General features: G+C 35.6%; 21 protein-coding genes. 14 read left to right on the plus strand and 7 right to left on the minus strand.

Features of this window, described 5'->3' with window-relative positions; translation table 11 throughout:
- The first annotated feature begins 11 nt into the window (after positions 1–11).
- From comX to AC3WOM_RS04360, 5 genes are all read left to right on the plus strand, one after another.
- The gene (comX, locus tag AC3WOM_RS04340; protein WP_427537759.1) at positions 12–170 is read left to right on the plus strand and encodes a competence pheromone ComX; all 159 of its coding nucleotides are present in this window, start codon (positions 12–14) and stop codon (positions 168–170) included.
- Positions 143–2,467: an ATP-binding protein gene (locus AC3WOM_RS04345; protein WP_492445174.1), complete on the plus strand. Its 2,325-nt coding sequence runs from the start codon at positions 143–145 to the stop codon at positions 2,465–2,467. The genes comX and AC3WOM_RS04345 overlap by 28 nt, the downstream gene beginning before the upstream one ends.
- Entirely contained in the window at positions 2,451–3,065 is a 615-nt protein-coding gene (locus AC3WOM_RS04350) for a response regulator (protein ID WP_427537825.1), read from the plus strand. Before AC3WOM_RS04345 ends, AC3WOM_RS04350 begins: the two co-directional genes overlap by 17 nt.
- 438 nt (positions 3,066–3,503) lie before the next feature.
- Entirely contained in the window at positions 3,504–4,403 is a 900-nt protein-coding gene (locus tag AC3WOM_RS04355) for a hypothetical protein (RefSeq protein ID WP_492445176.1), read from the plus strand.
- 262 nt (positions 4,404–4,665) lie between these two features.
- The gene (locus AC3WOM_RS04360; RefSeq protein ID WP_427537768.1) at positions 4,666–5,274 is read left to right on the plus strand and encodes a phosphatase PAP2 family protein; all 609 of its coding nucleotides are present in this window, start codon (positions 4,666–4,668) and stop codon (positions 5,272–5,274) included.
- Between the two features lie 63 nt (positions 5,275–5,337).
- Here the strand turns inward: AC3WOM_RS04360 and AC3WOM_RS04365 are convergent, their stop codons facing one another.
- The 3 genes from AC3WOM_RS04365 to thrC are packed head-to-tail and all read right to left on the minus strand — an operon-like array spanning position 5,338 to position 8,021.
- The gene (locus AC3WOM_RS04365; protein WP_492445178.1) at positions 5,338–6,024 is read right to left on the minus strand and encodes a 2-hydroxy-3-keto-5-methylthiopentenyl-1-phosphate phosphatase; all 687 of its coding nucleotides are present in this window, start codon (positions 6,022–6,024) and stop codon (positions 5,338–5,340) included.
- Between the two features lie 54 nt (positions 6,025–6,078).
- Complete coding sequence (gene thrB, locus AC3WOM_RS04370) at positions 6,079–6,972, minus strand: homoserine kinase (RefSeq protein ID WP_427537774.1); 894 nt, start codon at positions 6,970–6,972, stop codon at positions 6,079–6,081.
- A complete protein-coding gene (thrC, locus tag AC3WOM_RS04375) occupies positions 6,969–8,021 on the minus strand; it encodes a threonine synthase (protein WP_427537777.1) in 1,053 nt (350 codons plus the stop codon). The genes thrB and thrC overlap by 4 nt, the downstream gene beginning before the upstream one ends.
- 204 nt (positions 8,022–8,225) lie before the next feature.
- Here thrC and AC3WOM_RS04380 point away from each other — a divergent pair, with 204 nt between their 5' ends.
- Positions 8,226–9,455 (plus strand): MFS transporter, encoded by a 1,230-nt coding sequence (locus AC3WOM_RS04380; RefSeq protein ID WP_492445181.1) that lies wholly within the window; start codon positions 8,226–8,228, stop codon positions 9,453–9,455.
- A 412-nt stretch (positions 9,456–9,867) separates the two neighbouring features.
- Positions 9,868–10,731, plus strand: coding sequence for a MurR/RpiR family transcriptional regulator (locus tag AC3WOM_RS04385; RefSeq protein ID WP_427537783.1), 864 nt, complete (start codon positions 9,868–9,870; stop codon positions 10,729–10,731).
- 101 nt (positions 10,732–10,832) lie between these two features.
- Here AC3WOM_RS04385 and AC3WOM_RS04390 read toward each other — a convergent pair whose 3' ends face one another.
- Complete coding sequence (locus AC3WOM_RS04390; RefSeq protein WP_427537786.1) at positions 10,833–11,636, minus strand: GNAT family N-acetyltransferase; 804 nt, start codon at positions 11,634–11,636, stop codon at positions 10,833–10,835.
- Between the two features lie 413 nt (positions 11,637–12,049).
- Between AC3WOM_RS04390 and AC3WOM_RS04395 the strand changes: the two genes are divergently transcribed.
- Entirely contained in the window at positions 12,050–12,976 is a 927-nt protein-coding gene (locus AC3WOM_RS04395) for a manganese-dependent inorganic pyrophosphatase (RefSeq protein WP_492445182.1), read from the plus strand.
- Between the two features lie 38 nt (positions 12,977–13,014).
- On the opposite strand, the gene AC3WOM_RS04400 is transcribed toward AC3WOM_RS04395, so the two are convergent.
- Positions 13,015–14,394, minus strand: coding sequence for an FAD-dependent oxidoreductase (locus tag AC3WOM_RS04400; RefSeq protein ID WP_492445184.1), 1,380 nt, complete (start codon positions 14,392–14,394; stop codon positions 13,015–13,017).
- Between the two features lie 129 nt (positions 14,395–14,523).
- Here AC3WOM_RS04400 and AC3WOM_RS04405 point away from each other — a divergent pair, with 129 nt between their 5' ends.
- From AC3WOM_RS04405 to AC3WOM_RS04415, 3 genes are all read left to right on the plus strand, one after another.
- Positions 14,524–15,231 carry a DsbA family oxidoreductase gene (locus AC3WOM_RS04405; protein ID WP_492445186.1) on the plus strand — a complete coding sequence of 236 codons (708 nt, stop codon included), beginning with the start codon at positions 14,524–14,526 and terminating at the stop codon, positions 15,229–15,231.
- A gap of 160 nt (positions 15,232–15,391) precedes the next feature.
- Complete coding sequence (locus tag AC3WOM_RS04410; protein WP_427537801.1) at positions 15,392–16,018, plus strand: FMN-dependent NADH-azoreductase; 627 nt, start codon at positions 15,392–15,394, stop codon at positions 16,016–16,018.
- A gap of 305 nt (positions 16,019–16,323) precedes the next feature.
- Complete coding sequence (locus AC3WOM_RS04415; protein ID WP_492445188.1) at positions 16,324–18,684, plus strand: bifunctional 2',3'-cyclic-nucleotide 2'-phosphodiesterase/3'-nucleotidase; 2,361 nt, start codon at positions 16,324–16,326, stop codon at positions 18,682–18,684.
- 24 nt (positions 18,685–18,708) lie between these two features.
- Here AC3WOM_RS04415 and AC3WOM_RS04420 read toward each other — a convergent pair whose 3' ends face one another.
- Both AC3WOM_RS04420 and AC3WOM_RS04425 read right to left on the minus strand, forming a co-directional pair.
- Positions 18,709–19,077: a DUF2500 domain-containing protein gene (locus AC3WOM_RS04420; protein ID WP_492445190.1), complete on the minus strand. Its 369-nt coding sequence runs from the start codon at positions 19,075–19,077 to the stop codon at positions 18,709–18,711.
- Positions 19,078–19,113: 36 nt separating this feature from the next.
- Entirely contained in the window at positions 19,114–19,641 is a 528-nt protein-coding gene (locus AC3WOM_RS04425; protein ID WP_492445192.1) for a YceI family protein, read from the minus strand.
- 501 nt (positions 19,642–20,142) lie between these two features.
- Here AC3WOM_RS04425 and AC3WOM_RS04430 point away from each other — a divergent pair.
- The 3 genes from AC3WOM_RS04430 (at position 20,143) to AC3WOM_RS04440 (ending at position 22,361) form a co-directional block, all read left to right on the plus strand.
- Entirely contained in the window at positions 20,143–20,448 is a 306-nt protein-coding gene (locus AC3WOM_RS04430; protein WP_054771027.1) for a winged helix-turn-helix transcriptional regulator, read from the plus strand.
- Positions 20,449–20,635: 187 nt separating this feature from the next.
- A complete protein-coding gene (gene murB, locus AC3WOM_RS04435; protein ID WP_492445194.1) occupies positions 20,636–21,550 on the plus strand; it encodes a UDP-N-acetylmuramate dehydrogenase in 915 nt (304 codons plus the stop codon).
- 55 nt (positions 21,551–21,605) lie between these two features.
- On the plus strand, positions 21,606–22,361 hold the full coding sequence (locus AC3WOM_RS04440; RefSeq protein ID WP_492445196.1) for an exodeoxyribonuclease III: 756 nt from the start codon (positions 21,606–21,608) through the stop codon (positions 22,359–22,361).
- Positions 22,362–22,480 lie beyond the last annotated feature (119 nt).

The raw sequence follows: 22,480 nt of genomic DNA on the forward strand, positions 1-22,480 counted from the left end.
GAGAGATTATTATGATGAACGTAATTCAGTATCTAGAACAAAACCCATCCCTAGTTACACTATTGAAGGAACAGAAAGCCTCATTGATTGGAATTTCAGCTGTGGAACAAAAAGCAATACTTGATTCATTTGAAGAAGACTTATGCGTACAAAGTGGCCTTTGGAATTAAGTTTAATAAAACGTAAATGGTTTCTGCTTGCTGTAAGTGCTTACATAGGGCTAGGTTTTTACCTGCTCTATGTTACTTATAGCAAGCCTTATTTGGGTATAGATTTAAAAGAGGATAGTGGAAGTTGGGTTGTTACTAATTCGTACTATAAACAATGGGGGAATGGGCAGAATATCTCGGTAGGAGATATTGTTTTAACTGTGGATGGCATTCCAACCGAAGATGTACCAAATGTTAAGCATGATTTTATAATTAGAGCAGCAAGCTTATTAACCATTAAGAAAACTGATGGGCAAATTATAGAAATACCAATAAGTAATAAAGATATTCCTGATCAAGTATATTATGTCCTAGTAATACCAGCCTGTTTTTATTTCTTAACTTTAATAATTGTAATTTATTTAGTTAAAAAACAGAAGAATACATTTCTTTTAAGCTTACTTACATTATTTATGCTAACTGTTTCAATGGCTTATGTTAGCATAGGGTCTTCTGGTAGTTTAAATAAGCTTGGAATCGTCATTAACCGTGGAAGCATGTTACTATGCCTAGTGTTATTACTACACTTTTTAAGAAATTATTATACATTTTTAAAAACCAACTGGTTGCTTTCTAACAATATTAAATTACTTTATTTACTACCCGTGATAGCCATGGTTTTGGGTTGTATAGGCATTGTATATCCATCTACTCATAATTTACTTTCTAATGTTGTATTAGCTGTTTTCTTCATTTTTCTTATTACCATACTTAGTATATTATTGCTAAGCTATTTCAAATATAAATCGCCTCAGTTGAAGATGTTGCTGAGTAGTATAATGATTCCTTTTCTACCATTCCTATTTTTCTATGCATTCCCTAACATCCTATTTCACAAATACATTCTTTCAGCTGAAATTAGTGCTCTATTTTTATTATTAATTCCTTTTAGTTTTATCTTTACACAGCTAGCTGAACGATTATTTGATATTGAATATCATATTACAAGACTCCGTTATTATGTGATTTTTTCATTATTGTTTACTGTGTGGTCTACAGCTGGCTTATACTGGATTGCTGGTAAATACTTAACTATGTCTGTTATATCAGGTGTCTCATTCTTTACCTTTGTATCTTTAGTTGTACTTTTTTACATAAAAGAAAAGGTTGATTATCGAAAACGAAAAATCCTATTTTCAACAAAAGGAGATTACATACATCAGCTATATACTGCAGTAGATCGAATTGGTAAAACTATTAAAATAGATGAATTGTTAAAGAAATTTGCACAAGAGATTTCGCTGCATCTTGAGCTAGAGCATGTATTTGTACTAACCTATGATTATGACATACATCAATTTACTTCAACAGTTGAGGGAGGACTTCCGTTTGATTCTATAGTCATAGAGGATTTAAAATTGGGAGAGATAAGAAAAATTGATAAAGTCTATATAGCCTTTCTCCATCAGGATGCTCATTGTAAAAGAGCCTTAGTATTGGGACATAACAACTCGATTCATTTAAAGGAAGAAGAGCTTTTATGGCTTGAATTGCTACTGCTCTATGTAAATAATTTTATTGAAAATACAAAGATGGTGGAAGAACTGATAGAGGAATTAAAGCATATGAAGCAGGCAGACAATAGTCATTTACCTTGGTTAAACAAACTACTATGGCTACGCTTTGAAGAAGAAAAATATCAATTAGCGCAGGAATTACATGATACCAATTTGCAAGAGCAGCTGCATATTGCTCGAGAGGTTGACGTCCTTGTCAATGCAAAGGATATGACAGAAGATATTCAGCAAAAGCTTGCAAAGATTCATAAGCAAATGGTTGGTTCCTTACATGATTTGAGAACCTATTGTGAAAATTTGAAGCCTCCATTACTTGATACATTAGGATTAAATGCGGCTTTAGAGAAGCTGATTCGAAAAGTAACAGAGAGAGCTAATTTTATGTTACTTTATACGATAGATCGCCTTTACCTAGAGGATGAACGCATGAATTTAATGATCTATCGACTCTTCCAAGAAATACTCAATAACGCTTTAAAACATTCCTATGCGAGAACAGTTGAAATCCACCTTCAAGAGACAGACGATGGATTTGAAATTTTTTACAAAGATGATGGTGTAGGATGCAATGTTGATGATATTATTATTGCAGAGTCAATGGGAATTCGGGGTATGCAAGAGCGTGTAAAAGCCTTTAATGGGCATTTTTATATTGATTCGCAAATTGAAGAAGGGATGTTGATTAGAATTACAGTAAAAGAAGGAAGTGACACACTTGATTACGATGCTCATAGTGGATGATCACCCTATTGTGTTAGAGGGAACAAAAAATTTATTTCAAGAAAATGAAGACATTATCGTTGATACAGAATGCGACGCAACAAATGTTATCCAAAGAATTAGAAATAATCCCCATGATATTTATTTAATAGATATTAATATGCCATTAGAAAATGGTATAAACTTAGCTCGTAACATTAAAGCTATTCAGTCAAAAGCTTCAATTATTCTTTATACTGGTGATGATATTACGGATTATTATCCACTTATCTTAGAACGGAAAATAGAAGGAATTTTGGCGAAAACAGCATCCAAGGAACAAATATTACGAACTATACGAGCTATTGCAAATGGAGAAATCGTCTTACCTCAAAATTTCTTAGACTTTCTTGATAATAGATTTAAATTGCAAGATGCTAAACTTGATATTCATTTAAATGAAAAAGAAAAGAAAATTTTACGATTAATTGCCGAAGGACATACGAATAAGGCAATAGCAATTGAGTTAAATATCCCTCAGCGAACAACAGAAAGATATTTAACACAGTTGTTTTCTTTGCTAAATGTTGACTCGCGTACGGAGGCTGTAAATCTTGCTGAAAGAATGAATTTACTTTAGTTCAACTATATGTTATACTAAAATGGTACTGGTATATATTTCAATAAAAAGGGAGACATTAGGTAGTTTTAAACTCCCATATATTAACTTAGGTAATATTTCCTTATAAACAATGCTAAGTGCCTATGTTTTTCTATTGACACCGCCAAAAAATGGCGGTGTTTTTTATATATACGCCAAATCACGCCGAATATTTGAGTAAAGACCGCCATGAAATTGGCGTAAACCTAACGTTGAAATGGCGGTATAAGTACTGGTACGCTTAAGTTAATCGTGGTTAAGTAAATTTTGCTGCAGTAAGTAATGATAGATGAGAAAATTTAGTGAAAATAGGTAACCTTGCTATCTATAAATAAAGTAGAAATTGTAGATTTTTTAAAGTTACTAGCTAGTCAACGTACTTCACCATAAAACTTTATATAAAGGTAGGCGTGTATTTTGAAAGTAGAACTTGAAAATTTATTTTCTATAGATGAATCTAATCAAGATCAAGTCATTAAAGTTTATAATCGCTATGGAATTTTTATCGGTGCGCCTGAAATTAGAAAAAGAAATTTAAAGGCATCATTTAATCCTATTTTTACGTTAAATGAGGAAGTGACATATGAACAGGTGGCTGCATTATATAAATCTTTGGAGCGCGAATTAGGGATTGTTTCTATCGGAGAACGCTTTTACTTTGATTTTTCAGATAGTGAATATGAACAAGCACCATTGTTTACGTTAAATTCAACAGGCAATTCTCCTGATATGTTTTTAGATGATAAGGGAACTTTATTTTCTATAAGTACTCATTGCCAGCATTGTGGGCTAATGGAAAAAGAGCAGCTTTCACCAATTGTTATTGATACAACAGAAATGAAAGATCGCCATCTTGTACATGTGAGCGGATATTGGATAGCTTCACAGGAATTAGTAGCATTAATGAAGCAAGAGAACATTCAAGGCTATGAGATTCTTGAGGTAATTCATCAAGGACCAGAGAAGGGTAAGCAAAAGGCATTTCAAATTATTCCGACACAAGTATTGCCTGAATGTAGTAATGAAAGAGTGAAGTTATATTTTGCAACAGAGCAACCTCCATGTGGATGTGGGTTAAGTGGAGTTATTAATGGTCCAGATATATACAAGAATGAAGATTTGAAGGATCTGACTGGTGATATATTCTACTCGGCAGAATGGAGTCATGATGGTAGATATTTGTACCGAAAAACTTTGTTTAGTAGAAAGTTCAGAGAAATTATTATTAAAAACAATATTTCTCGTGAGGTAAGGGGCGAGAAGGATAAAAACTTTGGACCTAGAGATTGGTTATTTGACCCTGTACTATTAAAATAAGCTCTCTGACAATGATATAAAGGTGAGGAAGTGTTTATTTTGTTTAGAAAAATAATACCTATCATTGCAATCTTGTTTATCGCTGCATTAGCTATTTCTAATTATCTCAATAAAACTGATATAATAACATTTGTTATGGTTCAAGAAACGAAAGCAATTGTTCATTGATTTAGACAAATGGATATTCACCTCTTGCTAATTAAAATATGATATGATGTGGAAAATAAAACAGCAGGAATAGCAATATGAGGTGAAGTAAGATATGAAAACTTTGGTATATCCATTAGCATTATTAACACTAATTATCTACTGTGTGCTACAAGCTACTTTTCAAAGTAATTCTATTGAAAATTTCGATACACAAATGGCAGAGCTACTTTTTGGGAATCGTCCTATTGAATTTTTTCATTATATTGGAGAGCCTGCATTTGTAGTTGCTGTAGCCCTTGTTTTAATTGTTTATTTAGCCTGGCAGGCAAAAAATTATAGAGGGATTTTATTTGTATTGTTAACGGTAGCGGGTGGTAATGTACTGAATCAAATTTTAAAAAAATGGGTGCAACGTCCCCGACCTGAAATCGAGGATCAACTAACATCCTTCAGTTTTCCATCTGGACATTCTATGACGGGAATTTTGTATTTATTCACAACAGCCTATATTTTATCGGAAAACAATAGTAAAGGACGTAAAATATTGCTTTGGATTGGCGCAATCATTTTAACTGTTCTTATTGGTTTGTCTCGAGTTGCTGGTGCGCGTCATTTTGCTTCTGATGTGTTAGCTGGCTGGAGCATGGGCTATACTTGGTTCATCATTTGTATGTTTTGGTATGAACGTCGTAAGCGATATTTTCAAAGAAATCAAAAATAACATGTAGAAAAGGGAGCTAGCTTAACAAGCATAGCTCCCTTTGCTGTATAGAAATTAAGCAGCTCATGATAAGGAAACAGCTTGTTCAACCCCAATAAGCTTTTTTACAACCTTTAAGCAGTCGTGAAATGTTTCGAATGGTTTATAGGGAAGATCAAGCTCTTTACAGCGTGTTATAAGATGATCTCTCGCAAGTACTAAATCTGCCTGTTTAGCAGCTTCAAAGTCAGATAGGGAGTCTCCAATCACAATTTTAAAATGATCACTCTGTGTAACCTTACGCATGACACTTGGCTTACAACAGCCGCAACCCTGCGTATTAAACTTAGAACAATCCTCATCACAACTGTTTGGAAAGACGAGCTTGATTTGCTGCTCCGAAAAATCAGCACGATTACAATATATCCCCGAAAATGGTCCGTATTTTTCTAACAGTGGCTCTATGAAAAAATCAACACCGCTGCTAACGATATAAAACGGAATCTGCTTTTCCTGCGCAAAGCTCACGAAATCCTTAAAGCCTTCACGTATAATGACCGTATCTAATAAATAGTCGATTACAGCTTCTTTTTGGTTACTTGACAATAGCTCGAACATTGCTGAAACACCCTCTTTAAAGGATATGGTTTGTTCCATCATTGCTTTTGCAATTTTCTCAGAATCCTCTGGTACAAATTGAGTCATAAGTGAGACAATATTATCAGTTTTTGTTATAGTGCCATCGAAATCACAGAAAATAATTGGTTTCAAGCTACTTCCTCCTTCAAGAAAAAACGTCTACTTTTTCAGTAGACGTTTAATACATTACTTTACTTGTATACCATGTTCATCGGCTTTTGTTAAGATAATTTGATGTTCTGGGAATTGATTTTTCATAATCTTTACAAAATCGTCAGCAATTGTGGTTGGAATAATAGAAATAAGCGTTGGTCCTGCCCCACTTAATGCTGTTCCAAAAGCACCATTAGCCTTCGCCGCTTCATGAATTTCTGTATAGTTTGGAATTAATTTTGCACGGAATGGCTCATGGAATAAGTCAGCTTCCATATAGCGACCTGCCCGCTCGAAATCACGTGCCATTAATGCAGCTGCTAACATATTGGCATTTGCTGAAGCATGTACTGCATATGTGCGATCAAATTGCTCTGGTAACACAGAACGAGACTCACTTGTTTTTAGTTCAACATCAGGCACAAAAACAACAAAGGCAGTGTCAATATCATTGACATGGAATGTATCGACAACGCCATTCTCATCCATTGAAGAAATGGTTAAGCCACCTAATACTGAGGCAGTTGCATTATCTGGGTGTCCTTCGATTTGTGAGGATAAATTAAGTTTATCCTGTACAGATAAGCCTAACTCACAAACTTGGTTAGCAAGCTCAATACCAGCGACTATAACGGCCGCGCTGCTTCCTAAACCACGGGCTAATGGAAGCTCGCTTGCCATCTCTACACGACAGGCAGGGAGCTGCTTACCGAATTGATCAGCAATTTTTTTGGCAATTACGTATAGTAAATGCTCTTCTAACTCAAACTCTTTAGGACCATTATCATCGAGGTGGATAATTTCCCAGTTTTCTTGAACAGAAACAGTTAGTTTTAAGTAAAGGGACAAGCCAAGTCCTATTGAATCAAAGCCAGGGCCTAGATTGGCTGTGCTCCCAGGAACTGAGATTTGCCACATTTTACTCATAGTACGCCCTCAATATATTGGCGAATTTCTTCTTCATTATTTTTAAGAGAAACAACCTCTACTGTTGAAACATTCATGGCAGTATCGGGATCTTTTAGTCCATTACCTGTAAATACTGTAACAACCTTCGAGCCTTTAGCGATTTTACCGTTTTCAACGGATTTAATAACACCGGCCAAAGAGGCAGCAGAACCAGGTTCAACGAAAATGCCTTCTGTACCAGCAATTAATTTATAGGCTGCAACAATTTCTTCGTCTGTTACGGAATCAATAATGCCGCCAGACTCATCCCGAGCTGCCTCCGCTAATTTCCAGCTTGCAGGATTTCCTATACGAATTGCTGTTGCCACAGTTTCTGGTTCAGCAATTGGTTCTCCTTTTACAATGGCAGCGGCACCTTCTGCTTCAAAGCCATACATCTTTGGAAGGCCGCAGTTTTTTGCACTGTTGTATTCTTTAAAGCCTTTCCAGTATGCAGTAATGTTACCTGCGTTACCAACAGGGATGCATAGATAATCTGGTGCTGCACCTAAAGCATCTACTATTTCAAATGATGCTGTTTTTTGCCCTTCAATGCGATATGGATTTACTGAGTTTACAAGAGCTACAGGAGTAGTTTCACTTACTTGACGAACAATGTTTAAGGCATCGTCAAAGTTTCCATCGATTTCGATAATCTTTGCACCATACATTGTTGCCTGTGCCAGCTTACCTAGAGCTACTTTGCCCTTAGGAATAACTACAATAGACTGGATTCCAGCACGCGTTGCATAAGCAGCAGCTGCGGCTGAAGTGTTACCTGTAGACGCACAAATTACACATTTGCTTCCATCTTCAATTGCCTTTGCAACGGCAAATACCATACCTCTATCTTTAAATGAGCCTGTTGGATTTGCCCCTTCGATTTTTCCATAAAGCTCAATCCCAAGTTCTTTGGATAGGTTTACCAAATGTATAAGAGGTGTATTACCTTCATTTAAAGTTAGGGCAGGTGTATTTTCTGTTACGGGTAAAAATTGTTTATATTCTTCAATTAGGCCTTTCCACATAACGTTTACGATCTCCTTTTGTTCTTATAGAAAGAACAGTTGTTTTTATATAAAAGACATTTTAACGCAAATCGTACTATATTTTCAATAGCATTTCAGAAATTGTCGAAACAATTCGGTAATTTGAATATTGCTTGTCACTTTCTTGAAACAACTGTATAGTATACACATAATGTAAAGTCAAGTGTAAAGACAGGTGGTTAAATGACAACAAACGAGGTTACAACAAATAAGCCTCAACAATCTATCTCACGTAACAAGCTTTTAGGGGTAGCGGGCGTTGGCTGGCTTTTCGATGCAATGGATGTAGGAATTTTATCGTTCGTCATTGCAGCCTTAGCTGCTGATTGGGGGCTGGAACCAAATCAATCAGGTTGGATAGGCAGCATTAATTCTATTGGGATGGCTGTAGGGGCACTCGTTTTCGGTGTATTTGCAGATAAAGTGGGCAGAAAGCAAATCTTTATGTGGACATTGGTATTGTTTTCAATTGCAAGCGGTCTGTCCGCATTTACAACTACTTTATTTGCATTTATGGCCTTGCGCTTTTTAGTAGGCATGGGGCTTGGAGGAGAGCTTCCTGTTGCCTCAACATTAGTCTCTGAGAGTGTTGAAGCTAAGGAAAGAGGAAGAGTAGTTGTTTTACTAGAAAGCTTCTGGGCAGCAGGATGGTTAATTGCTGCATTGATATCATATTTTGTTATTCCTACATGGGGATGGCGTGTTGCTTTATTGTTAACAGCGCTTCCAGCAGTATATGCAATTTATCTTCGCTGGCATTTACCAGATTCACCTCAGTTTACTGTAAAAGCAGAATCGAAGAAACGTAGTATAAGACAAAATATTGTGGAAGTATGGTCGAAGAAATATGCGCGTTCCACTTTTATGCTGTGGGTGCTATGGTTCACGGTAGTATTCTCATATTATGGAATGTTTTTATGGCTCCCTAGTGTAATGGTTGGTAAAGGCTTTGATATGATCTCTAGCTTTAAGTATGTGCTAATTATGACACTTGCTCAGCTGCCAGGTTATTTTACAGCAGCGTGGTTTATAGAAAAATTTGGTCGGAAATTTGTACTTGTTTCCTATTTAATTGGAACAGCTGTAAGTGCTTTCATTTTTGGGAATGCTGAGACGCTGACAGCCTTGTTAACGTCTGGAATGTTTTTATCGTTCTTTAATTTAGGAGCATGGGGTGCTCTTTACGCTTATACCCCTGAGCAGTATCCGGCTGTGATTCGTGGTACAGGTGCAGGGATGGCAGCAGCTGTAGGTCGTATCGGTGGTATTTTTGGTCCTCTGCTTGTAGGTTCGTTATTAACAGCAGGTTATGATATTGGTTTTATTTTTACAATTTTCTGTGGAGCAATCATTATTGGTGTTCTAGGAGTGCTATTTTTAGGAAAAGAAACCAAACAAATCGAATTAGACTAATAAAATTAGGAATGTCTTGGATTAATAATAGTCCAAGACATTTAATTTTTGGTTAAGTAAGGTGGTGCTATCTTGCAACGAAAAGCTATTAATTATTACTCTTTTAATACATAAAAATTAGTTTTTGTTAATTTTTATACAATTATTTTCTTGAATCTGTTAAAATAACAAATCAATATATATTTCCCTCCAATAAAATAAGTTGATAAAGATTCTGGGGTTAGTGAAAATATAACGATTTTATGTCAATTTATTGCGAACTATCACATTAGCAAGTTAAAGCGCTAAAGATTTTTCTGAAAAGTCATTGTATTCAAATTGTAATCGTGATACTGTATTTTTAATCGAATTTAGAGTCAGTAGTAAACAATCTCCATTCGTGATAATTTCATTGAAAGAAAGGTTGTTAGGGATGAGCATTAATGAAGAAATAAAAAGAAGGTTTGTAAGGCTATCAAAGGGACAACGTAAAGTTGCACAATTTGTTATGGACAACCCCACAGCTGTAATTGGTAACGGAGCGGCTGAAGTCGGGAGGCAAGCAAATGTTAGTGAATCGACTGTTATCCGTTTTTGCTATGCGATGGATTTATCGGGTTATGTAGAGCTTCAGGAAGAAATTAGAGGTTATTTAATGTCTCAAAATGGGACAACTCTTCAACCTACATATACTTCAAATAAGCAACAAAACACAAGCTTTGGCAAAGTCATGCAACGTGATAGTCAAAATATTCAAGATACCATCCATCTAATTAATGATAGTATGTTGCAGAAAAGTTCAAAATGGATGCATAAGGCTGATAATATTTATATTTTAGGCACCCGTCAAGCTGCATCTATTGCTAACTGGCTATCATACACACTAAGAACTTTACGTTCTAACGTTAAGCAGCTTCGTTCAGATTCCGATGATATTGTTCAACAAATTAACAGTATGGGAGAGCATACAACGTTAATCGTTTTCTCTTGTGATAAGCATACAAACGATATAAAAACGATCGTTGAAATTGCAAAGATGAAGAAGGTAAAGATTATTGCTATTACTGGATCAGCGTTGTCGCCTGTTCGTGATTATGCAAGTGCAATATTTGCGCTTGGTATGAAGAATCAAACGTCTCTGGATATTGTTCCCGTTTTATTTTCGTTTCTACATGCGTTAATTGAGGAAATGGTCAATCAAGATAAAGTGCAGTATGAGAAATATCAGCAATCCTATGAACAAGTAGAAAATAATTTATTATTCCTAGATGCTGCAAGAGAAAAGCAAGTTTTCTAAGGCTTTACAACGCGTAGATTTGTTACTGATCTATGCGTTTTTTTTGAGAAAGGAGATAAAAAAAGATGCCCAAATAAGTTTTAGACACCTTGAAAAGAAGCTTATAAAATTTTACTTAAGCTGTATTCGTTCATGTAGCGACCATCTAACTTTATGGCGTTTTTTCGAATACCTTCTTGCTGAAAACCTAATTTTCTGAATAAATTTAAGGCAATATCATTATGCTCCATAACAGACAACTCTAAGCGTGAAATATCTCGCTGTTTAGACCATTTCTCAACTGCCTCCATAAGTGCCAAACCAATCCCTTTTCCTTGATACTCTTCCTTAACAGCTAGGTGAATAGATGCAACGTGTTTATTTTTAGAATGCTTGTAGCCATGGATAACTGCATAGCCGGCAAAACTGCCATTTAATACACAAAGTAAAATTGTTCTGTTTCTTAGTTGCTTCCAGTAGGTTAAGTTTTTTCGAAGCTGTTGTACAGTTAAATCCAATTCATCTTGAACGTTATACATAAAGTCAGTTTGCTCAAAAATCTCTTCCTGTAGATGTATAAAAGATCTAGCATCGGAAGCCTCTATTGCTCGGATTATGTATGCAGATGGAATGTCTTCATCTTTAGAGATATTATTTGCTGTAGCCTTCATTTGTGTACGTGAGAAGGTTACACTAGTTCCAAGCTTAATATCAATGACGTAGTATCCTGCATTTGTCCATGACAAATAATGTGTAAGAGGAGGCTTTGTTTTTTTCCACCAGCTTTTATTCAGGTAAGCTGCATTTGGTAAGGCTTGTCCCATAATATTTTCTAGTTCGCTAAAGGATAAAGTAATTTCTTGTTGTAAAGCTACTTCAAAATAATTTGCTAAAGGAATATACTTTTTTTCCATCTTCTTTGTCATTGTAATCCCCATTTCCTGTATATCCTAAAATATAGACTATCTGATAATAGCATAAACTTATGGTTTCTTAAACATAAAAACGCAACTATATATCTATTTATTGCAATTATTTTTAATGAAGTATTTATTATTAATAATAAATGTTAAAAATAGGATGGTAAAAAAAGATAATAATATAGTTGTTGAGGATAATATTTACCTTATAGATGCATGGTTTTATCTTCTTTAACCTATGGGAAAAGTATGATATTTGATGGATTGAAGCTATTTTAATATACAAAAAATATCAGATGGATTTTTAATACAAATATATTGCAAGCACTGATAGACAAAGTTTTACTTTCTATCACGATAGTTCATAGGGTATGATAAAATAAAATAAATGTTATTGCTATTTAGGAGGAGTAATTTTAATGAGTAAAGTTTTAGTTTTTGGTCATAAAAATCCAGATACAGACACAATTACATCTGCTATTGTCTATGCATACTTAAAGCAACAAATAGGGGTAGATGCTGAAGCGGTACGTCTAGGAGAAGTAAATAACGAAACACAGTTTGCTTTAGATAAATTCGGCTTTGAGGCACCGCGTTCCATCTCATCAGTAGTAGGAGAAGCAGAACAAGTAATTCTTGTAGACCACAATGAATTCCAACAATCTGCTGATGGCATTGAAGAAGTGCAAATTACAGAGGTTATCGATCATCACCGTATTGCAAACTTCCAAACAGCTGATCCTTTATACTATCGTGCTGAACCTGTTGGCTGTACTGCTACAATTCTAAATAAAATCTTCAAGGAAAACAGTGTTGAAATACCTGCAAATATTGCGGGATTAATGCTTTCTGCTATTGTTTCAGACACATTACTATTCAAATCACCTACTTGCACAGAGCAAGATATAAAAGCTGGTAATGAATTAGCAGCGATTGCAGGAGTTGACATTGCGGAGTACGGATTAGCAATGTTGAAAGCAGGTGCTGACCTTTCAGATAAATCATTAGAGGATCTTTTATCATTAGATGCGAAAGAGTTCCAGTTTGGGGAATATAAATCTGTAGTTGCTCAGGTGAACGCTGTTGATATGAATGATGTGCTTGGACGCCAAGAGGAATTAGAAATTTTATTAAATAAAAATGTTGCAGAAAATGGATTAGATTTATTCTTCTTTGTTGTGACAGATATTTTAAATAATGATTCAACGGCAGTTGCAATTGGACAAGTAGCGGAGGCAGCAGCAAAAGGATTTGGAGCTGAGCTAGTAAGTAATCGTGTTATTTTACCAGGTGTAGTATCACGTAAAAAACAAATTGTGCCAGTTTTAACGGACGCATTGAAATAATAGAGAAAAGAGGCTGTCTTAAAAAAAGACAGCCTCTTTTATTCTAATTTTAATGGTTGTACAGCGGGACCTTCAAGAACATCTCCTTTGGCACTAAAGCGGGAGCCATGACAAGGGCAATCCCAAGTTTCATCAGCTTCATTCCATTTTGTTTTACAGCCTAAATGCGTGCAAGTTGGTGCATTGGCATGTCTAAGATAGCCACTGACAAATTCCTTGGCTACATATCCTCCTACCTTAAGCATTTGCATAAATTGAGCACCAAATTTTGTACGTGCTGGTGAATAGAGAGCAATTGCACCGTCTTCACTCCTTGAACCTGTAATTAAGGAAGATAATATATCTCCAGCTACAAATGAATTGGAGATTCCCCATTTACGGTAACCCGTTGCAATAAGGACATTAGGCAGCGATTTTGTAATTCTTCCTACATAAGGAATCATGTCAGGTGTTTCAATATCCTGAGCGGACCAACGGTAGATTGGTTCTTGATCGAAATGTGCCTTCATTTCTCCTTCAATGGCCTCATAATAGGGTTCTGTATTCGCTGTTCCACCTGCAATATGGTTAGCGCCACCTAGCACTAAATAATGCTCATTGTTAATGGTTGCGGTACGAATTGAACGAGATGGGAAATCCACGCTGAGATATTGTCCTTGCATCGTATCATTAACTTTGCTAGCAACCATATATGAACGGCTATTTGAAAGCTTAAAAAGCTGTAGCCCTTTAAAGGCTTCAATGGGGTAGTGTGAACACAAAATAAGTTTGTTATATTGAACCGACATATTATTTTCGGTATGTAAATTATTTTGTGATATGTTTAATTGTTGCACACGGGTATTTGTATATAGTTTTGCACCCATTGATACTGCTTCTTTTGTAAGGAAATTACAGACCTCCACTGGATTTATTTGTGCCTGCTGCGACATACTAAGTGCTTTTGTAATTGGGAAAGGAAGCTCTGTTTCAGAAGTAATCTTTGCTTTGATATTTAAAACTTTATAGGCATTCCATTCTTTCAATAACTGTGCATATCCTGTTTTTGTTTGGCAATAGAGTAATGAATCTACTTGCTGAACACTATTCTTTGGAAGTAATTGCATCGCCTTTTCAATAGCCAACTGATTGAGCTGGTAATAAAGCTTGGCCTCTTCTACTGATAGCTTTTCAATAATTTCCGAATAAACTAAGCTATGCTGAGCAGTTAATTTACCTGTTGAATGACCAGTCGTACCATGGCCTAAATGTGTATTTGCTTCAAGTAAGACTACGTCAACACCCGATTTAGCTAAGACATAGGCAGTATAGAGACCCGTCAAGCCTCCGCCGATAATGCATACATCACAAGTTGTAGAAGCATTCAGAGATGTTAAGGAGATGGAATCAGATGTTGCGAGCCAAAGAGATTGTGTCATACATAAAACCCTCACATTGTTTTTACGTTCAGTATGTAGATTGGTTTGAAAATTTATGCAAAGAAGCATAAAAATTGCCTTGCTGTAAGGACTATCGCTACAATGTAGCAAAAAGGAGTGTGTTAGTTTATGAAAATTGAAATATGGTCAGATTATGTATGTCCATTTTGTTATATTGGAAAAAAACAGCTGGAGCAGGCGATAGAGGATACAGGTTTTGCAGGACAGGTGGAGCTTGTATATAAAAGCTATCAACTTGATCCAACAACACCTGTTGATACAAATGTATCCACGTATGAAGCTTTAGCGAAGAAATATGGGATGTCTTTAGAAAAAGCAAAGGAAATGACACAAGGTGTGGCTACTAGGGCAAAAGAGGTTGGTCTAAATTATAATTTCGATAAGCTAATGGAAGAAAATACATTAAAGGCACATCGTCTAGTGAAATGGGCGGAGCAGCAAGGAGATGCAACACCACTTGTGGAAGCACTCTTACATGGCTATTTTATCGAAGCAAAACGGATTGGGCAGGATAATGTATTAGTCGATATTGCTGAACAGATAGGTCTGAATCGTGATGAAACTGCGAAGATTCTTGTGACTGATGAGTATAAAAGTGAGGTTGAATCGGACATTCAAGAAGGACTAGAGCTTGGTGTACGTGGTGTTCCGTTCTTCGTTCTTAATCGTAAGTATGGTATTTCTGGCGCACAACCTCAGGAAGTATTTGAAGATACTTTGCGTAAAGTAGCACAGGAAGAGGGCTTACAACCGGCATTAAAAATGGCCGGCACTGACGAAACTGGTGTATGTACAGACGAAAGCTGTAAGTTTTAAATTAAGGTAGTCATACATCAATATGTCTATATAAATATTTCAGTCAAAAGTATGAGATTATTAGTGTTGACTTTTGACTGAAATTTTTTTAGACTAAGGAAGTCATATATCTCGAAATCAAGATATATTAAATTATGATTTTTAAGGGAGATTTTATATAATGAACGTATTAGTAGTAAAAGCTAACAATCGACCAGATGGTATTTCAACAAAAATGTATGAGACATTTATGGAAAATGTACAAGGTGTTAATGTCACAACTTTTGACGTGTATAAAGAAGATATGCCTTATTTTGGTCAAGATCTTTTCAATGCTTTTGGTAAAGTACAAAATGGTGGAGAGTTAACTGACATCGAATCTCGTCTTTTAGCTGCAAAGCAAAAAGCGATGGATGCTTTAACTGCAGCTGATGTAGTTGTATTTGCTTTCCCACTTTGGAACCTAACAATTCCAGCTACATTACAAACTTTCATTGATTATGTATATCAAGCTGGATTCACATTCAAATATAATGAGCAAGGTCAAATGGTCAGCTTAATGACAGACAAAAAAGCAATTATTTTAAATGCTCGTGGTGGTTACTACTCTTCACCAGAAGCTCAACCATTGGAAATGGCAGTTAACTATATTAAAAATATTGCTGGCGGTGTATTTGGTATGGAAATTATCGAAGAAGTTGTTATTGAAGGACACAATGCTTCACCAGATAAAGCTCAAGAAATTATTGCAAATGGTCTAGAAGAAGTTAAAAAAGTAGCTCAATCTTTACAATCTGTCCATGCATAATCATTTAGTTTTTAAAAAAAGTTCTCTCAAATCTGGGAGAACTTTTTTTATTGGTATAGCAGAGGTATGGTAGTGGTATAGTGATCTGATATATTGATGCTATACACTTATTTTTAATTTACATTAAATAACATCATGTGGTGAAGAATAAGTGATAGTGGTATTAATTTATGATTTTTCAGTAAAGTTCCTTATTAATCATTCAAAAGTACATACAAATAGGTCTATTTATTCGGTAAATATATTAATTAGTATAATATAATAGAAATCGTAGGAAAATATTAGACTTTTAAGGAGGATGTTACATGAATAAGAAATTAATGGCTACATTCTTACCGATGTTACTTATTCTATTCACGTTGCTACCATTTGGGCTGTCTGCAAATGCTGCATCAAATGACGTGACACGTGGGGACTATGTGAAAGAATTAGTAGAGAAATTAAACGTTGAGCTTAGTGATGGTTCTAAATTGTCGTTCACGGATGTTCCAAAGGATTTAGCTCCTTATGTGGAAAAAGCAGTGGAATTGAACTTGATTAAGGGTAAAAGTGCCACATCGTTTGGACCAAATGATAAATTAACACGTCAACAGGCTTTTGTTATATCTGCCCGTGGACTAGTTAATAAGAACGCTTCACTTTCGGTGTTGGATAAATTCAAGGATGCCCATTTAATTGCTAAAACCCATAAGCAAGATTTAGCAAATGCTGTTGCAGCAAATATTTTACAAGGCTTCGATGATAATACAATTCGCCCTCGTGACTATGTGACATCGGAGCAAATGCAAAGTATTGTAGAACGTTTTACAGCTGAATATAAATTACCAGTAGCTAAGACTACAATGGATCTACAAATTTTAGGGACAACAGATATCCATACAAACCTTGCTAATTATAATTATTACTTAGATGCTGAATCAGCCGATGTAGGATTAGCGAATACTGCCGCACTAATTGAGCAAGCACGTGCTGAGAATCCAAACACATTATTGTTCGATAATGGTGATTTAATTCAAGGAACGCCATTAGGCTCCTATAAGGCGTTAGAAAACGTATTAAAGCCTGGTGAAGTTCATCCAGCTATCGCAGCACTTAATGCACTGAAATATGATGGCGGTACGTTAGGTAACCACGAATTTAACTACGGTTTAGCGTTTTTAGATGAAGTATTAAACGATGCACAATATCCAGTCATAAATGCAAACACTTATGATGCTAAAACAAAAAAACATATGTATACGCCTTATGTCATTATAGATAAAGAGGTTGTTGATCATACAGGTAAAAAGCACACATTTAAAATAGGTGTTACAGGAATCGTACCTACAAAAATTGTTGAGTGGGATGCGATTCATTTAGCAGGTAAAGTTGATATGCAAGAACCTGTTGAAGCGGTAAAAGAAGTTGTGCCAGAAATGCAAAAAGCAGGCGCGGATGTAATTGTCGTTCTTTCACATTCAGGTATTGGTGAAGATACGTATGTGGAGGGCGCGGAAAACGTTGGTTATCAAATTGCTGATATCGAAGGAATTGATGCTTTAATTACAGGTCACTCTCATTTAACTTTCCCAGGTGACTATAAGGATTTAAAAAATGTAGATCAAGAAAAAGGGACAATTAATGGTGTACCTACTGTTATGGCAGGTAGCTACGGTAATCATCTTGGTGTTATTGACTTAAAGCTAGAGCTACAGGGCTCAAAATGGGTTGTTGTGGATGGACAAGGTTCTATTCGTTCTATTAAAAAAGAGGGATTACAGCCATCTAAAACAGTTTTAAATGCGATTAAGGATGCCCATGAAGGTACATTAAAGTATATTCGTCAACCTGTTGGTGAGACAACTGCACCAATCCATAGTTACTTCTCAATGGTACAAGATGATCCTTCTATTCAAATTGTTACACAAGCGCAAAAATGGTTTATTGAAAAAGAATTGAAAGGTACTGTTGATGAAAAGACACCGTTGCTTTCTGCTGGTGCACCTTTCAAAGCAGGCTCTCGTAATAATCCTGCCGATTATACAAATATTCCTGTAGGTCCGCTTGCGATTAAAAATATGGCGGATATTTACCATTATGACAACACTGTCGCAACAATTAAAGTGACAGGTGCTCAAGCCATTGAATGGTTAGAGATGGCTGCAGGTATTTTTGCAACAATTGATCCAAATAAAACGGAAGAGCAAAATATTATCGATTCAGAGGCACGTTCTTATAATTTCGATGTGCTAGATGGTTTAACTTATCAAATTGATGTGACATCGCCAGCAAAATATGACCGTCGTGGCAATCTTGCTGATGAAAAGGCAAACCGTATTAAAAATGTACAGTATGCTGGTAAACCGATTGATTTAAAACAAGAATTCATCATTATTACAAACAATTACCGTGTTGGCGGCTCGTATGGAGCAACATTCAAAAATGCTAACGGCTCTAATGTAACGAACTATGCGTATGAAAATCGCCAAGCTGTTATTGATTACATTATGGACAATAAAACAATTAATCCTGCTGCGGATAATAACTGGTCGTTTGTACCATTCCCAGCAAATACAAAGGTTATTTACCAAACTGCTAAGGATGCTCAAAAGGTTATCCCAGTAGGTAGCTCTATTAAATATCTAGGAGATACTGAAGGCGGCTTCGGTAAATATTTAATTCAATAATAAAATTGAAAAGAAGAGCGCGAGTTAATCGCTGCTCTTCTTATTTTGCCGTTCAAATGTATGATATCGTGTGCCTTGAAACGTTAGTAATCCAAAGTCACCATCTGCAAGTAGTCCGAAATCACGACCATTCATTTTTAACTCTAGCCGATCACCGCTTTGTACCTCAAACGTTACATAATAGGATGTATGGGCACTAGAGTTACCAGAACCTCCACTAGTATTGGATCGTTTCGTAACGACTTGAGCTGGTACTGTTAAAACAGGTGAATTATTGTTTTTTGACCATTGTAAAATGCCGTTAAAAACAGTGAACACGATACCCCCAATAACAATTATAAAAATTATTGTAATAAACATAGACACAAATGAAAAATCATTAACCCAAAGCATAAGGTCCTCCTTACCTCGTTACAAAAAACAAAATTGTTATATAGGATTTATTTCAAGGTCGACAACAACATCAATCTCATCACTTATTAATACACCACCTGTTTCAAGTAACGTGTTATACACTAAATTAAATTCTCGACGGTCAATTTGTGCCTTTGCTTGGAAGCCATATACTTCCTGTGCCCAAGGATTTATGGCTTTTCCGGTATATACTGTAGTAAATATAATGGGCTTCGTTATGTTTTTAATAGTTAAATCACCTTGAATAGCATATTTTTTTTCTCCAAGTTTTTTGATTTCTGTAGATGTAAATAATATTTTAGGATAAACATCGGCATCGAAAAAGTCAGGAGATACAAGATGAACATCTCGATCGAAATTTTTTGTGGAAACACTAGCAACTGCAATGGTAAATGAAATGCTTCCACCTTCTGCTTGTTCAATATCTGGTAATGCTATTTCTGCATTGTACGATTCAAATGTACCATGTATTTTTGATATCATCATATGTCTTACTGAGAAACCAATCGTTGAATGGCTGAAATCAATTGTATACTTTTTCACTGGAAAATCCCCCTAAAAACAGTATCTTACAACGAATGATAGAGTAAAAAATTCAATGATTCAATGGATTACTCGTAAAAATTAGCAAATATACTATGAATAATCGTGTAAATTGTGAATATTTAAAATTATTATAAGAAAAGTAATCATGAAAGTATGAGTGTCTGCTTTCTATTTGACGTTAATTGAGAAAGTCTTGGCTTTTGAAATATTCATATTGTGAAGAGTGCAGGCATATAGTGAGTTGTCTTGTACATGATTGTTTTTCGACTACTGTGACTAAACGTTTATTTGAGACCAGGGTTAAGAGAAGGTTATAGTTAATCATTTAAGTTAATGTAAATTTCTGTACATTAACTTAAATAATACATAATTCAACTTAAACTTACTTTTAGTAATTAAATATATATCAGTAAATAAATTACTAGGTGTAAATAAGTTACTTCAAATTTACTTTTGTAAAAATAATCGTTACAATAGAATACATAAGAGGTGAAAAAAATGAATGAGACAACTTTATGTCCTCGTTTAGCTAAAGCAATGGATTTAATTGGAAAACGCTGGACAGGACTAATTTTATATCAACTATTAGATGGACCGCAGCGATTTAATGAAATTGAGTCTGCATTACCAGTAAGTGGTCGTTTGTTATCAGAACGCTTAAAGGAGCTGGAAAAAGAAGGACTGGTGGAGCGAAAAGTCTATTCAGAAGTTCCAGTACGTGTTGAGTATTCGTTAACTGATAAGGGTAAGGCGTTAGAAGGGGCTATTCGCAATATCGAATCATGGGCAACAAGTTGGCTTTAAGGGAAGTTGGCTAAATATGTTTCTTGGAATGGTCTTGAATTTTCTTTATAATATTCAACATCTCTGCACAGGGTGTATTGCAACCCATGAAAACGAGATAAAATACCCTTCATTTTACTTGTCAAATCGAGGTTCTAAATCCATACTAGTGTAGAGTAAGAAGGATGTTAGAAAGGAATTAGCTCTCATGACAAAAGAACAATGGGCATCGGATTTAGCACAAAGCATAAATCCAGCCAATATTAAATTAAATGAATCTTTACAGCAATATACGATGACTAAATTAGGCGGTAAGGCAGATGTTTTTGTTTTACCTGAAACAGAAGAAGAAGCGATATCAGTTATTCGCTATGCACACATAAATAATATTCCATTATTAATGTTAGGTAATGGGTCCAATATGGTCGTTCGTGATGGCGGACATCGAGGGATTGTTGTTACATTTTCATATTTAGATGAAATTCATATAGATGATGACCATGTTTACGCGCAAAGCGGTGCACTCATAAAGGACGTATCTAAATTAGCTGCTGCTGCTACTTTAACAGGCTTTGAATTTGCTTGTGGTATTCCAGGCTCAATTGGTGGAGCGATGGCTATGAATGCAGGAGCCTATGGTGGAGAAATTAAGGATATTATTATTTCCTCTAAAGTGTTAACTAAAGAAGGAGATGTTTTAATACTAAACAAAGAAGAGCTTGAACTAGGTTATCGTAAAAGTATAATTGCTAAAAAGGGTTACTATGTACTGTCATCCGAATTTCAGTTAGCTAAAGGTGTACAGGAAGAAATTGATGCTAAAATTGCAGATTTAACGTTTCAACGAGAATCTAAGCAGCCATTAGAATACCCATCTGCTGGGAGTGTTTTTAAGCGCCCACCAGGTCACTTTGCAGGTAAGCTTATTCAAGATAGCGACTTACAAGGAAAGGGTGTAGGCGGTGCAGAGGTTTCAACGAAGCATGCAGGCTTTATTGTGAATAAAGGCACTGCCACAGCTTCTGATTATATCGCAACAATCCAAATGGTACAGAGGGTAGTTAAGGAAAGGTTCGGTATTGATTTGGAGACAGAAGTAAAAATAGTTGGTGATGACTTATAGCATACTACGCTCTTCGCTGATGGCGGGGGGCGTTTTTTTGAAGGGAGAGAAGAAAATGAAATTTATTTCTTGGAATGTCAATGGGATCAGAGCCTGTATAGGCAAAGGTTTTTTAGATTTTTTCAATAGCATGGATGCTGATTTTTTCTGTATTCAAGAAACGAAGTGTCAGGCAGGACAAGTTGAGCTATCTCTTGAAGGATATGAGCAATATTGGAACTACGCACAGAAGAAGGGCTACTCGGGAACGGCTATTTTTACAAAGCATACGCCGCTTTCTGTACATTATGGTGTAGGTGAAGATGTATCTCAGGATGAGGGGAGAATTATTACGTTAGAGTATGAAAATTTCTACCTAGTAAATGTCTATACACCAAACGCTCAGCGTGATTTAGCTCGATTACCTTTTCGTTTAAAGTGGGAGAGCCGAGTAGCTTTATATTTACAGGAGTTGAATGCCAAGAAGCCTATCGTATACTGTGGAGACTTAAATGTTGCACATATGGAAATTGATTTAAAAAATGCAAAATCGAATATTGGAAATTCTGGCTTTACATATGAAGAACGTGCCAAAATGACGGAGCTTTTAGCAAGTGGTTTTATCGATTCCTTCCGTCACCTACATCGTGATACAACAGACCGCTATACTTGGTGGTCTTATATGAATAAAGTCCGTGAACGCAATATTGGCTGGCGCATTGATTATTTTATTGTTTCTGAGAGATTAAAAGATAGCATAGAAGAGGCGAATATTCATGCGAACATTTTAGGAAGCGACCATTGTCCAATTGAATTACAGCTTCATATCTAGTATTAAAAAATCGTATTTTCTGTTAGGGAAAATACGATTTTTCATGTTGTTGAAATACTATTATGTCAATGAAATCAAGGTGACAAATAAAAAAATATAGCTCTTTTTCAAAACGAGGG

The organism is Lysinibacillus sp. FW301-JW8 (assembly GCF_058788755.1).

Coding starts and splice junctions, on each gene's coding strand:
- comX (WP_427537759.1), top strand. CDS start 12: ATGATGAACGTAATTCAGTATCTAGAACAAAACCCATCCCTAGTTACA.
- AC3WOM_RS04345 (WP_492445174.1), top strand. CDS start 143: ATGCGTACAAAGTGGCCTTTGGAATTAAGTTTAATAAAACGTAAATGG.
- AC3WOM_RS04350 (WP_427537825.1), top strand. CDS start 2,451: ATGCTCATAGTGGATGATCACCCTATTGTGTTAGAGGGAACAAAAAAT.
- AC3WOM_RS04360 (WP_427537768.1), top strand. CDS start 4,666: ATGAAAACTTTGGTATATCCATTAGCATTATTAACACTAATTATCTAC.
- thrB (WP_427537774.1), bottom strand. CDS start 6,972: ATGAGTAAAATGTGGCAAATCTCAGTTCCTGGGAGCACAGCCAATCTA.
- thrC (WP_427537777.1), bottom strand. CDS start 8,021: ATGTGGAAAGGCCTAATTGAAGAATATAAACAATTTTTACCCGTAACA.
- AC3WOM_RS04380 (WP_492445181.1), top strand. CDS start 8,226: ATGACAACAAACGAGGTTACAACAAATAAGCCTCAACAATCTATCTCA.
- AC3WOM_RS04385 (WP_427537783.1), top strand. CDS start 9,868: ATGAGCATTAATGAAGAAATAAAAAGAAGGTTTGTAAGGCTATCAAAG.
- AC3WOM_RS04390 (WP_427537786.1), bottom strand. CDS start 11,636: ATGACAAAGAAGATGGAAAAAAAGTATATTCCTTTAGCAAATTATTTT.
- AC3WOM_RS04395 (WP_492445182.1), top strand. CDS start 12,050: ATGAGTAAAGTTTTAGTTTTTGGTCATAAAAATCCAGATACAGACACA.
- AC3WOM_RS04400 (WP_492445184.1), bottom strand. CDS start 14,394: ATGACACAATCTCTTTGGCTCGCAACATCTGATTCCATCTCCTTAACA.
- AC3WOM_RS04405 (WP_492445186.1), top strand. CDS start 14,524: ATGAAAATTGAAATATGGTCAGATTATGTATGTCCATTTTGTTATATT.
- AC3WOM_RS04410 (WP_427537801.1), top strand. CDS start 15,392: ATGAACGTATTAGTAGTAAAAGCTAACAATCGACCAGATGGTATTTCA.
- AC3WOM_RS04415 (WP_492445188.1), top strand. CDS start 16,324: ATGAATAAGAAATTAATGGCTACATTCTTACCGATGTTACTTATTCTA.
- AC3WOM_RS04420 (WP_492445190.1), bottom strand. CDS start 19,077: ATGCTTTGGGTTAATGATTTTTCATTTGTGTCTATGTTTATTACAATA.
- AC3WOM_RS04430 (WP_054771027.1), top strand. CDS start 20,143: ATGAATGAGACAACTTTATGTCCTCGTTTAGCTAAAGCAATGGATTTA.
- murB (WP_492445194.1), top strand. CDS start 20,636: ATGACAAAAGAACAATGGGCATCGGATTTAGCACAAAGCATAAATCCA.
- AC3WOM_RS04440 (WP_492445196.1), top strand. CDS start 21,606: ATGAAATTTATTTCTTGGAATGTCAATGGGATCAGAGCCTGTATAGGC.